Origin of the sequence: Enterococcus sp. ZQ21, assembly GCF_030053755.1 — a bacterium.
Lineage (GTDB): Bacteria > Bacillota > Bacilli > Lactobacillales > Enterococcaceae > Enterococcus_B > Enterococcus_B lactis.
This window is the reverse complement of the sequence record NZ_CP125658.1, coordinates 2,444,439-2,457,007: the sequence shown is the minus strand read 5'-3', so window position 1 is coordinate 2,457,007 and position 12,569 is coordinate 2,444,439. Positions and strand designations below refer to the sequence as shown.

12 protein-coding genes and 1 riboswitch are annotated in these 12,569 nt (G+C 39.4%); of the genes, 11 read left to right on the top strand and 1 reads right to left on the bottom strand.

Annotation, left to right across the window (positions count from 1 at the left end):
* Positions 1-46: 46 nt before the first annotated feature.
* From purR to thiT, 4 genes are all read left to right on the top strand, one after another.
* Positions 47-865 carry a pur operon repressor gene (gene purR, locus QK255_RS11900; RefSeq protein WP_002287345.1) on the top strand — a complete coding sequence of 273 codons (819 nt, stop codon included), beginning with the start codon at positions 47-49 and terminating at the stop codon, positions 863-865.
* A 380-nt stretch (positions 866-1,245) separates the two neighbouring features.
* Positions 1,246-2,619, top strand: a complete 1,374-nt coding sequence (gene glmU / locus QK255_RS11895; protein ID WP_002293070.1) for a bifunctional UDP-N-acetylglucosamine diphosphorylase/glucosamine-1-phosphate N-acetyltransferase GlmU — start codon at positions 1,246-1,248, stop codon at positions 2,617-2,619.
* Between the two features lie 93 nt (positions 2,620-2,712).
* Entirely contained in the window at positions 2,713-3,684 is a 972-nt protein-coding gene (locus QK255_RS11890; RefSeq protein WP_002287347.1) for a ribose-phosphate diphosphokinase, read from the top strand.
* A 5-nt stretch (positions 3,685-3,689) separates the two neighbouring features.
* Positions 3,690-3,792: riboswitch (TPP riboswitch) on the top strand.
* 65 nt (positions 3,793-3,857) lie between these two features.
* Positions 3,858-4,379 carry an energy-coupled thiamine transporter ThiT gene (thiT, locus tag QK255_RS11885; RefSeq protein WP_283341555.1) on the top strand — a complete coding sequence of 174 codons (522 nt, stop codon included), beginning with the start codon at positions 3,858-3,860 and terminating at the stop codon, positions 4,377-4,379.
* A gap of 129 nt (positions 4,380-4,508) precedes the next feature.
* On the opposite strand, the gene QK255_RS11880 is transcribed toward thiT, so the two are convergent.
* Positions 4,509-5,282: a hypothetical protein gene (locus QK255_RS11880; protein WP_002293067.1), complete on the bottom strand. Its 774-nt coding sequence runs from the start codon at positions 5,280-5,282 to the stop codon at positions 4,509-4,511.
* A 256-nt stretch (positions 5,283-5,538) separates the two neighbouring features.
* Between QK255_RS11880 and QK255_RS11875 the strand changes: the two genes are divergently transcribed.
* From QK255_RS11875 to priA, 7 genes are all read left to right on the top strand, one after another.
* Entirely contained in the window at positions 5,539-7,239 is a 1,701-nt protein-coding gene (locus QK255_RS11875) for a patatin-like phospholipase family protein (protein ID WP_002293065.1), read from the top strand.
* Positions 7,209-7,427 (top strand): YdbC family protein, encoded by a 219-nt coding sequence (locus QK255_RS11870; RefSeq protein WP_002293064.1) that lies wholly within the window; start codon positions 7,209-7,211, stop codon positions 7,425-7,427. Before QK255_RS11875 ends, QK255_RS11870 begins: the two co-directional genes overlap by 31 nt.
* Before the next feature lie 19 nt (positions 7,428-7,446).
* Complete coding sequence (locus tag QK255_RS11865; protein ID WP_002293063.1) at positions 7,447-8,337, top strand: YicC/YloC family endoribonuclease; 891 nt, start codon at positions 7,447-7,449, stop codon at positions 8,335-8,337.
* Between the two features lie 17 nt (positions 8,338-8,354).
* Entirely contained in the window at positions 8,355-8,639 is a 285-nt protein-coding gene (locus tag QK255_RS11860) for a hypothetical protein (RefSeq protein WP_002287356.1), read from the top strand.
* A gap of 335 nt (positions 8,640-8,974) precedes the next feature.
* Positions 8,975-9,589: a guanylate kinase gene (gene gmk, locus QK255_RS11855; RefSeq protein ID WP_002293062.1), complete on the top strand. Its 615-nt coding sequence runs from the start codon at positions 8,975-8,977 to the stop codon at positions 9,587-9,589.
* A gap of 4 nt (positions 9,590-9,593) precedes the next feature.
* Positions 9,594-9,899, top strand: coding sequence for a DNA-directed RNA polymerase subunit omega (gene rpoZ, locus QK255_RS11850; RefSeq protein ID WP_002287365.1), 306 nt, complete (start codon positions 9,594-9,596; stop codon positions 9,897-9,899).
* A gap of 252 nt (positions 9,900-10,151) precedes the next feature.
* Positions 10,152-12,560 (top strand): primosomal protein N', encoded by a 2,409-nt coding sequence (priA, locus tag QK255_RS11845; RefSeq protein WP_002293061.1) that lies wholly within the window; start codon positions 10,152-10,154, stop codon positions 12,558-12,560.
* The last annotated feature ends 9 nt before the right edge of the window (positions 12,561-12,569 follow it).

The following is a 12,569-nucleotide window of genomic DNA, read 5'->3' as shown; positions in this document are numbered from 1 at the left end:
TTATATAATGTAAAACGATAAAATTTCTTAAAAGGAGTTGGAATAGGTGAAAGTACGTCGCAGTGAACGTCTGGTTGACATGACACAGTATTTATTGAATCACCCGCATGAATTGATTTCCTTAACAAGCTTTGCCGAACGTTATGAATCTGCTAAATCTTCCATCAGTGAAGATTTGGGAATCATCAAGAAAACATTTAAAGAACGAGGGTATGGTACCTTGGAAACAATCCCAGGTGCTGCAGGTGGTGTATTGTTCATCCCTGAAATTTCATATGAAGAGGCGAAAAAATATATTGAATCTCTAGCAGAACGTCTATCAGAACAAGATCGTCTGCTTCCAGGAGGATATGTTTATCTCTCTGATTTGTTAGGAGAACCTGAACTGCTGCGTCAAGTTGGGAGAATCATTGCTTCTAAATACCTTGGTGAAAAAATCGATGCTGTAATGACTGTAGCCACAAAAGGCGTACCTATTGCCCAAGCTGTGTCCTATTATCTGAATGCACCATTCGTTATTGTACGCCGAGACTCAAAAATAACAGAAGGATCAACAGTAAGTGTCAACTATGTGTCCGGTTCTTCTGAAAGAATTGAAAAAATGGAATTGTCTAAGAGAAGCTTGAAACGTGGTTCACGTGTTCTTGTAGTGGATGATTTCATGAAAGGCGGCGGAACAGTCAACGGAATGAAGAGCTTGATCGAAGAATTCGAATCAGAACTTGTTGGCATCACTGTATTTGCCGAATCGAAATTCAACGGACATCGCGCTATCGATGATTATACGTCACTGCTTTATGTCAAAGATGTAGATACTCAAACGAAAAACATCACGGTTGTGCCGGGAAATTATTTTTCAGAATAAGAGGTTGTGAAAAAGCCGCTTAGTTTCGAGTAGTAAGAAAAATTTTGTGAAAATGGCTTTCCACATTTTTTCATAAATTTGGCTTAATACCGAGAAACTGGCTTTTGAACACCGTTTATCTAGAGGTTGTAAGCCTACCGTTTAACTCTAAGTCACAAGAAACGATTTCAAAAAACAGCTTTTCATGTTTTATGAGTAGTGTGACTTGTGACTGAGGGGTTGGTAGGAGAGCGCCGGTTACCCAATAGATAGGCCCTTTATGGTCTATCTATTTTTTTATCCAAAGAACACCGTAATGAAAGAAAATCACTTGTTTTGTTGAAAAAATGGGTATACTGGGATAAACTGAAATCAGCAAACTATATTTAGGAGTGACGCAGTTGGACGCACGTTATGCAATTATTTTGGCGGCAGGGAAAGGTACCCGCATGAAGTCAAAATTATATAAAGTTTTACATCCCGTCTCTGGTAAACCTATGGTAGAACATATCATCAATCGGGTCAGTGAAACGAAACCAGATGAAGTGATTACCATCGTTGGACACGGAGCAGAACAAGTCAAAGCACAACTAGGAGAACGCAGTAAATATGCGTTACAGGCGGAGCAATTGGGAACAGGACATGCTGTTTTGCAAGCCGCTTCTTTCTTGGAAGGAAAAAAAGGAACGACGTTAGTTATCAGTGGCGATACACCATTATTGACTACTGAAACGCTGAACAATCTTTTTGAATATCACCAAGGAAAAAATGCAAGTGCGACGATCTTGACGGCACAAGCAGAAAACCCAACAGGATATGGTCGGATCATTCGTGACCATATTGGGATCGTAGAAAAAATCGTGGAACAAAAAGACGCAACACCAGAAGAAGCACTTGTACAAGAAATCAATACAGGAACATACTGTTTTGACAACGAAGCTTTATTCGATGCGTTAAGCAAAGTCGGAACAAACAATGCTCAAGGTGAATACTATCTGACAGATATCATCGAAATCTTAAAAGAAGAAGGCAATACAGTTGCTGCTTATCAAACAGATGATTTCGAAGAATCAATGGGAGTCAATGATCGGATCGCGTTAGCTAAAGCAAATGAGATCATGAGAAAGCGGATCAACCAGATGCATATGGTCAATGGCGTAAGCTTTGTCGATTCAGCAACGACATACATCGATGCAGGCGTAGAGATTGGTCCAGACACATTGATCGAAGCAGGTGTACAAATCCAAGGCAATACAGTCATCGGTTCTGATTGTGTCATCGGGGCACATTCAAAAATCGTAGACAGTATGATTGAGGATCACGTCGTCATTGAAAACTCAGTCATTGAAAGCAGCCATGTCAAGAAACATGCAGATGTGGGACCTTATGCACATTTACGACCAAAAGCTGAAATTGGCGAAAACGTCCATATCGGAAACTTTGTGGAAGTGAAAAATGCTCAAATCGGCAAAGGAACGAAAGTCGGTCACTTGACTTATGTTGGTGATGCTACGTTGGGAGAAGAGATCAATGTCGGATGTGGTGTTGTCTTCGTCAACTATGATGGAAAGAACAAGCATCATACGACTGTCGGCGACCACAGCTTTATTGGTTCTAGCACGAATATCATCGGACCTGTCGAGGTAGCTAAAAACAGTTCGATTGCTGCCGGGTCAACAATTACAGACAATATTCCAGAATATGCGCTGGCAATTGCGAGAGCAAGACAAGTCAATAAAGAAGGATATGCCAAAAAACTCCCTTATCTAAACTAAGACTTTTGCAAAATCACTTGATTTATTTAAAAAATATGACTACTATTTATTAGGTAGAATTCTAGAGTTGTGAAAAAGAAAGTGGAGGTCCCCATGTCAAAACATTACTTTGACCCAAGATTAAAAATTTTTGCGTTAAATTCCAATCGCCCATTAGCAGAGAAAATTGCAGCAGCAGTCGGTGTCGAGTTAGGAAAATCATCTGTTACTCAATTTAGTGATGGAGAAATTCAAGTAAACATTGAAGAAAGTATTCGTGGATCGCATGTCTATGTGATCCAATCAACGAGCAGCCCAGTCAATGATAACTTGATGGAGTTGCTGATCATGATTGATGCACTGAAACGAGCAAGTGCAAAAACAATCAACGTAGTCATGCCTTATTATGGTTATGCGCGTCAAGATCGTAAAGCACGTGCACGGGAACCAATCACAGCGAAATTAGTAGCAAACATGATTCAAAAAGCCGGTGCAACACGAATGCTGACTTTGGACCTTCATGCAGTCCAAATCCAAGGTTTCTTTGATATTCCCGTCGATCATTTGATGGGTGCGCCACTTATTGCTAATTATTTCTTGGAAAAAGGAATCAAAGGCGACGATGTTGTCGTTGTTTCACCAGACCACGGTGGCGTTACACGAGCACGTAAATTAGCGGAATTCTTGAAATCTCCGATTGCGATCATCGACAAACGCCGTCCAAAAGCAAATGTTGCAGAAGTAATGAACATCATTGGACAAGTCAAAGGCAAAACTTGTGTACTGATCGACGATATGATCGATACAGCAGGTACGATCACATTGGCTGCCAATGCTTTGAAAGAAGCTGGTGCAACAAGTGTGTATGCTTCATGTACCCATCCAGTATTATCTGGTCCTGCTTTACAAAGAATAGAAGATTCAGCTATCGAGCGACTAGTTGTCACAGACTCGATCTATCTTCCAGAAGATCGTAAAATCGATAAAATCGATGAAGTAAGTGTTGGCGGACTAATGGGAGATGCAATCAAACGTATCCATGAAAACAAACCAGTTAGTCCATTATTTGAAACAAAAAATAAATAATAAATAAACTCACAAAGGGGAGTCCAATTGGGCTGAGATTGAATCTATTTCTAAACCCTTCGTACCTGTTTCGGTTATGCGAGCGTAGGAATTGTGAAAAAACAGCTGTTTGAAATTTTTCGAAAGCTGCTCCCTCCTTTGTGACTTTTTTATTCAAAGGAGGAAGTTTTTTTATGGGAAAAAATAGAGTTTGGGTAGAAGGAACGATTGTTGCAGCGTTAGCGATGGTGCTGTCATTGATACCAATCCAGATCGGCAGCAGCTTTTCTATTTCATTAGGGCAGATTCCGTTGACGCTTTTTGCGTTAAGAAGAGGGACAAAGGCAGGGATGCTGGCAGGTTTCATTTGGGGGATCTTACACTTTCCGTTGGGACAAGTTTATTATTTAAGTGTCGTTCAAGTGTTGATTGAGTATCCGATTGCTTATACTTTTGCAGGTGCAGCAGGGCTCATGGCTTCAAATGTCCAAAAAAGCTATGCAGATGGAAATACGAAACAAATCAGAAAAAACATAGTGTTTGGTGCATTGATTGGCGCACTTTCCAGATATTTTTGGCATTTTATTGCGGGAGTTGTTTTCTGGGGAGCCTATGCACTATGGGGGATGAATCCTTGGCTCTTTTCTTTCGTAATGAATGGTGCTAGTGGGTTGAGCACAGCGATTGTGACGATGATCGTTTTATTAGGGATCTAACAAACGATTCCATCGCTTTTTGTGCCAGATAAACGACAGAATCTTTAAATAAAAAAGGAAACAAAAAGCTTGAGACAAAATCATGTCCTAGTTTCTTGTTTCCTTTTTGTTTTTCGGTAAGAAATAGATTCACTTCAATGGCAGATAAGAAAGACCGGCATCTTCTACCAATTGCCAGCGCCGATCGTTGACAGAGTAGATTAAAGTAGCGACGACTTCTTCTTCCCGATACCGAGTACCTTTCAATTTCCAAATATAGTCCTCAATCACATAAATAGGAATACGGTATTCGTCATCGATCAAACCAACTTGATCAAAAGAAAAAATGATCCCTTCCTGCATTAAATTACGCATTTCTTTCAATAATTCCACACTGATTTTTTCAACAGGTGTTTCCTTTTTAAAAAAGGATTTTTTTACATTGATCTTATCTGACAGGATAGAACTTAATTTACTAGCAAAAATCCTGTAAAATTCATCTAAATAGCGATAATAAATTCGGTTCAATTGATCGTTCAGATCGAAGTACACGAAATTATTTTGTAGCTTATAAAAAAATGGTGAGTGGAGGTGTGTTTTCATATGGCCAAAATATAACAATTCTGAAATTTCTAAAGGTGTCAATTCTTTCAGCATCGTTAAATCAGTAAAGTCGATCCACTTCAATTCATCGAATCCACGCCTGTTTCGAGAAGAGGAAAAGAAACGCTGGATATTTTCTGTACCACGGATTACTTTCAGCCCTGTATGAGATTCGTATTCTCCAGCAGAAGCAGATGGATCAAGCAAGAGCAAGTTTTGAGGAAAATGCACGATACTGTTTGCAAAATCAGTAGCAGTCAGTCCTTTTGTTAAAACAGCATTACTTGTGGTATCAATATGTACATAAACTGACTCAGTCATCATGTTCCTCCTCTTATTTCCTCTTAATCTCTTTTATTTTACAACATTTGCATAAAAAAAGCTTGTTTCTTTTATTTTAAAATTCCATTACAAAATCACGTTTTCATTAAAAATACTCTCATTTTCAATTAATTTTTGTATTTTTTATTTAAAGGTGGTTTTATGAATTGTTTTCTTATGGAATATCCAAAGTCGAATACGATACTCATGAACTTTTTTCGACGTACTGGTATACTTGAAGAAAAAGGAGAAAGCGATGGAGATAAAAAAAGTTTACTTTTCACAGAAAATGTCGCTGTATTCGCGTATCAACCAAGCAAAACAACCTCTTCCGTTTTTTCAAAGCCATCAAGAAAGTAGAGAAGCATTTTGGCATTCTGCAAAAAAGCAATGTGCCTTTGAAGCAGTATCAAAAAAATATACCATCTATTTTACTATTGATAAAAGTAGAGAAGATGTTATTTTTAATAACTTGCTGATCGAAGGCGAAACTTTTGAATGGCAAAAACTTTTTCAGCATATGGAAGCTTGCGCTCGTTTTTTTATTAAAGAAAACTGTTGTTTTTTATTTCAATCTCCTCTATCAGAAGAATGGTTGCGTATTTTTCATAAAAACGGCTATCAAGGAACCATGCAACTAAATAAAAAGCTGGTCTATCACACAGCACTTGTATTAGGAGGAGGGGGAGCACACGGTGCCTATCAGATTGGTGTATGGCAGGCGCTGAAGGAACATAACATCCAATTTGAAATCATCACTGGGACCTCGGTAGGTGCGCTGAACGGCGCATTGATTTTACAAGGAGACATGGAAAAAGCTGTGGGTTTATGGAAAAAGCTATCAACCAGACAAGTGCTTGCGTTACCAGAAATGGCTGACGTAGAAGACTTGCGTGAACGTTTCTATCAAGAAAGACGCCAAATGACGAAAACGGCACTAGTTGAAGGTGGGGTTTCGTCTGCGCCATTGGAAAAGCTGGTCAAGGAAAATTTAGATTTGTCTTTGCTCAAATACAATTCCAAAATACGTTTATACACGGTGTCTACTAAATTGCCAGAACTAGCGGAAGTAGTGACTGCTATCCAACAAACAAAAACAGAAGAAATACCAGATTGGATACTTGCCTCTGCTTCATTTTATCCTGCTATGGCTTACCGAAAGATCGGAAAAAATAAATATGCAGATGGTGGATATCGTAACAAAATTCCTATTGACATCGCGATTAACGAAGGCGCAACAGAGGCGTTTGTCGTGGATGTGCAAGGACCAGGGCCAGCGAAAAGAATCCGTGTGCCAGATACGTTTATCCATTGGAAATGTCAAACATTGTGGACGCTTGGCAGCTTTCTGCTTTTTGATAGCCAAAGAAACCAATTAAATTTACAATTAGGCTATCTGGAAATGAAAAAACGATTAGGCTGTTACTACGGGAATTGGTATACATTTGATTCTGTCAAACAAGCAGGAACATGCTGGCGTGGATTTTTATCTTACTTAATAAAAGAACTTCAGTTAGAGCTATCTTTTTTCAAAACCATAAAATTTTGGCAAAAACTGCGTAATATATATAAGAACAGGGTCGAACCAGAAACATGCGGACTGGCGATGCTGGAACTTTTAGCAAAAAAACATTTTTTATTGCCAAACAAAGTCTATGAAGTAGATTGGATGTTTCAAATGATCTGCCGACAAGATAAAAAAAGTATGCCAGACGATTTATTGGCACAAGTTGGTCAATTAAGTACAGAAGAATGGCGGAGGTATCGAAAATATCAGCAGAAAATACAAAATGAACGCACGAAAGCCGTTTATTTTGAAAAACTGCTGCAAGAAAAATGTAAGGATCGTTTGCAGCGTGAACTGCTTGAACAGCCAGTTGACACATTACTGATCCTATATTTATATTATCTCAAGGAGGAACAACCATGGCACAAGAATTTTCATATGAAATCGTAGAAGAAATCGCTGTTTTATCAGAAAACAACAAAGGATGGCGTAAAGAGCTGAACTTAGTCAGCTGGAATGGTCGTCCGCCGAAATTCGATCTTCGAGATTGGGCACCCGACCATGAAAAGATGGGGAAAGGGCTGACACTGACGAACGAAGAGTTTGAACAACTGCAAAAAGCAATAGAAAATATGTAATGAGGAAGGACCCTGTCGAATGAAAAGTATGACTGGTTTTGGCAAAGCCATCCGCGAAACAAAAGCATATCAGCTGGATATCGAAATAAAAAGTGTCAATCAGCGTTTTCTAGATGTCCAAATACGAAGTCCTAAAATCCTGAACTTTATTGAAAACGATTTTCGTCAGCTTATCAAACAGCAGTTAAGCCGCGGACGGATCGAGGTATTTGTGAATCTAGCTTATATTGGCAAAAACGAAAAGCAGATCGTCATCAACTGGGAATTGATTGATTCACTTATCACCCAATTGACAGACGGGATTCAACAACGATACGGGAGTCAAAATCAAGTCTCAATTCGTCGGCTGGCGGAACGCTTCGCGCTGGATGAAAACTTCGTAACGGTAGAAGAAAAACCGGAAGAGAGCATGGAAGAATTGGCACAGTTAGCTCTAGATACATTGAAAAGTGCACTTGATTCTATTGAAGCCAGTCGAGAAAAAGAAGGACAAGCCTTAGCTTCAGTGCTGAAAAAGAACACGGAAGAATTCAAACAAGTACTAAAAAAACTCAATAGTTTTGTAGACGTCTATGAACAGGAATTTCAATTAAGGTATCAAAAAAAGCTGGAGGAATTTCTTGGAGCGAAAGTGGATGAGCAACGGTTGCTGACGGAGTTGGCTATCTTGCTGGAACGTGGAGATATCCACGAGGAACTGGACCGTTTGGCAATCCATGTCCAAAAACTAGATGAACTTATCGAGGCGCAATGTCCTGTAGGGCGAGAATTAGATTTTTTGATCCAGGAAATGAATCGGGAAATCAACACGATCGGTTCCAAATCTAATGCAATCGAAATTAAAAATCAAGTCGTCCAATCCAAGACGATCTTAGAAAAAATCAGAGAACAGGTCCAAAATATTGAATGACGAAAGAGGTAGAGACAATGAAATACTATGACGTAACGTTCCACGAATTAAGTGGAAAAACTGTTGTTAAACGGGATATCCCTTCTGAAAAAAACGGCTTTGACGTATGGAAAGATGCCTGTGCAGACTATAATGAGAACGAACTGTTTATTTTGATCAACGACGGTGCTTACGTGACGATGAATCGGAAATTTATTGTTCGAATCGACACAGAAGAGGTAGAAGATCCGACAGAAAAAGCACGTTCTCGAAAAGATGAGATCATGGGTGTAGTGAATACTTTGTCCAATATGGGCTTTTAGCAAGGATGCTGAACAAAGAAATACAATAAATAATCAGGATTGCATTTCTACGCTTAGCTTCTTTGCTCTAGGAATACATTTAAAGGTTGTGACAAAATTCGTGTCACAACCTTTTTTTATTTTGAATAAGTGATGTTCAAAAAACATTTTTTCGGTATGAAGCCAAATTTATGCAAAAATGTGAGAAGCCATTTTTATTTGGCTGTTCTTATTACTTGATGCAGGGTAGCTTTTTTGCCAATTTCTAGCTATAATTAAAGATAACCTTGAAAGTTGCAGAAAAAAAGTGCAAAATAAACGATAAGTACAAAAAGACTAGTTGAAAGGACGTCGTCATGTCAGAGCGTGGATTATTAATCGTGTTGTCTGGTCCATCCGGTGTAGGAAAAGGCACAGTACGAAAAGCAATTTTTGAGAGTGAGGATAATGATTTTCAGTATTCAATCTCAATGACTACCCGTAAAATGCGTGAAGGGGAGGTCGAAGGCGTTGATTATTTCTTCCGAAGCAAAGAAGAGTTTGAATCAATGATCGAAGCTGGAGAGATGCTGGAATACGCAGAATATGTCGGGAATTATTATGGAACGCCTTTGTCATATGTCAACAAGACATTGGATGAAGGAAAAGATGTTTTCTTGGAGATTGAAGTCCAAGGAGCAAAACAAGTCAAAGAAAAAGTGCCCGATGGTGTATTCATTTTTTTGACTCCGCCAGATTTAGCGGAATTAAAATCACGGATCGTAGGCCGAGGAACAGATGCAGATGAAGTAATCGAAGAACGAATGAAAGTTGCAAAAGAAGAAATCGAAATGATGGCTCTTTACGACTATGCTGTTGTAAATGATGAAGTGCCGCTAGCAGTTGAACGAATCAAACACATTATTGCCAGTGAACATTTTCGAGTAGATCGCGTAATCGGTAAATATATTAAAATGTTAAAGGAGATGTAGTCTTATGATGTTAAAACCTTCAATTGACTCACTATTAGATCGTGTAAATTCAAAATATTCTCTAGTAATTTTAGCAAGCAAACGCGCGCATGAGTTGGATGCAAGTGCACAACCTACACTAGATTCTTTTGATTCAGTAAAAAGCGTTGGTCAAGCTTTAGAAGAAATCGATGCAGGGAATGTAGTCAATGATCCCCATCCTGAATTGAAACGTGAACGTTTGAAGATGGAAGAAGAGGAACGTCAAGCTCAAAAAGAGCGTGAACAACACGAATTGGAATCACGTATCCGCGAAGAGCAAAAAATGTAATAAAGAAAAGTAGAGCGAGCATCTAAAAAGAAAAGCAAACCCAGCTGTTTCCTTTTCAAACATTCGCCTCTTATTGTCTGGTAGAAAAGGCTGTGTCTGAACTTTTTGACACAGTTCTTTTTTTTCTTATCCGCTGTTAATTTTTTGTTAGGATTTGGCAGAAAATAAGACAAATCCAGCGATCTCTAGTAAAATAGGCAAGGAACTTTTTGTCGCTTGATATGAAAAGACAAAAAAAGGAGGAAACGAACCATGACATTAACAGCTGAAGTCATTGTGGACGTACCTACTATGCAGACCGATCAGCCATTCACCTATCTGGTTCCCTCTGAAATGGAAACAGCTTTGCAAGTCGGGATGCGGGTAGAGGTCCCTTTTGGTAATGGCAATCGTCATGTCCAAGGATTTGTTATGGCTATCCAAAAATCAGAAGAATCAGCTAACCCATCGTTGAAGGCAGTGATCCGTTTGCTGGACCTTGCCCCAGTGGTCAATGAAGAATTACTTTCATTAGCTGATTATATGAAAAAGATCACTTATGCATTCAAAATCACTTGTCTACAAACGATGCTTCCGAGTGTGATGAAAGCAGAATATGATAAATTGATCTATCCTTTGGCAGATACACCAGAAATTCAGGCATTGTTTGGTCAACGGGAAGTGATTTCCTGGAAAGAAGCAGAAGAAGAAGGCAGCCTTTCTCAGTTGATTCGTTGGCGCCAAGAGCAGTTAGTAGATATCAAATACGAAGTCCATACACGAAATAAAGTAAAAACGATTCGTTTGGTCCGTTCCCTATTAACTGAAAAACAAATCGAAGAAGAATGGGCAAAATTACGGCAAAATGCCAAGAAACAAAAAGAGCTTCTTTTGTGTTTATCTGAACTGAGCCAAGAAGAATCAATCGCTTATTTCAAAGATAAAGAAATCAGTACTGCTGTCTTGAATCAAGGAAAAGAAAAGGGCTGGCTGGAGTTTGTAGAATCAGAACGTTATCGCGACCCTTATCAAGACCGAGTATTTGACCAAACGACGGCATTGGAACTGAATGCAGAACAAAAAAATGCTGTCGAACAAATCATCACAGCAGGTCAGCAACAAAAAGATCAGGTCTTTTTGCTAGAGGGAATCACCGGTAGCGGAAAAACAGAAGTATATCTTCAATCAATCGCTGATGTTTTGTCAGAAAATAAAACGGCTATTATGTTAGTGCCTGAAATCGCATTGACTCCGCAAATGGTCGAGCGATTCAAAGGACGCTTCGGTGAATCAGTTGCGGTCTTACATAGCGGACTTTCCCAAGGTGAAAAATATGATGAATGGCGCAAGATCGAGCGGGAAGAAGCACAAGTAGTAGTAGGAGCACGCTCTGCTATTTTTGCTCCGCTGAAAAATATAGGATTGATCATTATCGATGAAGAACATGAATCAAGTTATAAACAAGATGAGACGCCGCGTTACCATGCGAGAGATTTAGCTATTTGGCGCAGTAAATACCATCATTGCCCAATAGTCCTTGGAAGTGCGACCCCCTCTTTGGAATCAAGAGCACGAGCTCAAAAAGGCGTGTATCAGTTATTGCAGTTGAACCACCGAGCCAAAGCAGCTGCACAACTTCCAGCTATTGAGATCGTAGACATGCGTGAAGAGTTTCAGAATCATCGGACCTCTACTTTTTCTGCTAATTTGCAGGAAAAGATACAAGATCGGTTAGACAAAAAAGAACAAACTGTCCTACTGCTCAATCGTCGAGGATATTCGTCTTTTGTGATGTGCAGAGACTGCGGATTTGTTCTCCCATGCCCTAATTGCGATATCTCTCTTACCTTGCATATGGATACACGTTCGATGCGCTGTCATTATTGCGGACACGAAGAACCTATTCCTAATCGCTGTCCCAATTGTGGGGGCAACAAAATCCGCTACTATGGGACAGGCACCCAAAAAGTAGAAGAGGAACTCCGAGAACTTTATCCGCAAGCTAGGATTTTGCGTATGGATGTAGATACCACCCGAAGAAAAGGGGCACACGAACAGATTTTACAAAAATTCGGTGCAAAAGAAGCAGATATTTTATTAGGGACACAAATGATCGCTAAAGGCTTGGATTTTCCAGAAGTCACATTAGTTGGCGTGTTGAATGCCGATACCTCCCTGAATTTACCGGATTTTCGTTCTAGCGAGCATACATTCCAATTGCTGACCCAAGTCTCAGGACGAGCAGGACGAGCGGAAAAACCAGGCGAAGTCGTGATCCAAACGTTCAATCCTCAGCATTACGCCATAGAATTGGCTAAAAAACAAAACTATGAACAGTTTTATCAGCAGGAAATGCATGTACGGCATCGTGGAGGCTACCCTCCTTATTACTTTACTGTGAAAATAACTGCCAGCCATCCTGAAGAACAAGTGGCGGCAAAGAAAATCTTTCAGATTGCCAATCAGCTAAAAGAAGTATTAAGTCCTCAAAGTTTGTTACTAGGACCAACACCCAGCATGATTTTGAGAGTGAAAAATCGATACTATTATCAACTGATTATCAAATATAAACATGAGCCGAATCTTCCTCATGTTTTGGATGAAATCTTGAATGGAAGCCAGAAAGAACAGCGGCAAGGTCTTTTTGTGGCAATTGACAACGAACCATTAAACTTTATTTAAGAAAGGACC

Bases quoted from the DNA above. Each gene is read 5' to 3' on its own strand.
- QK255_RS11890 (WP_002287347.1), top strand. From the start codon at position 2,713: ATGTCAAAACATTACTTTGACCCAAGATTAAAAATTTTTGCGTTAAAT.
- thiT (WP_283341555.1), top strand. From the start codon at position 3,858: ATGGGAAAAAATAGAGTTTGGGTAGAAGGAACGATTGTTGCAGCGTTA.
- QK255_RS11880 (WP_002293067.1), bottom strand. From the start codon at position 5,282: ATGACTGAGTCAGTTTATGTACATATTGATACCACAAGTAATGCTGTT.
- QK255_RS11875 (WP_002293065.1), top strand. From the start codon at position 5,539: ATGGAGATAAAAAAAGTTTACTTTTCACAGAAAATGTCGCTGTATTCG.
- QK255_RS11870 (WP_002293064.1), top strand. From the start codon at position 7,209: ATGGCACAAGAATTTTCATATGAAATCGTAGAAGAAATCGCTGTTTTA.
- QK255_RS11865 (WP_002293063.1), top strand. From the start codon at position 7,447: ATGAAAAGTATGACTGGTTTTGGCAAAGCCATCCGCGAAACAAAAGCA.
- QK255_RS11860 (WP_002287356.1), top strand. From the start codon at position 8,355: ATGAAATACTATGACGTAACGTTCCACGAATTAAGTGGAAAAACTGTT.
- gmk (WP_002293062.1), top strand. From the start codon at position 8,975: ATGTCAGAGCGTGGATTATTAATCGTGTTGTCTGGTCCATCCGGTGTA.
- rpoZ (WP_002287365.1), top strand. From the start codon at position 9,594: ATGATGTTAAAACCTTCAATTGACTCACTATTAGATCGTGTAAATTCA.
- priA (WP_002293061.1), top strand. From the start codon at position 10,152: ATGACATTAACAGCTGAAGTCATTGTGGACGTACCTACTATGCAGACC.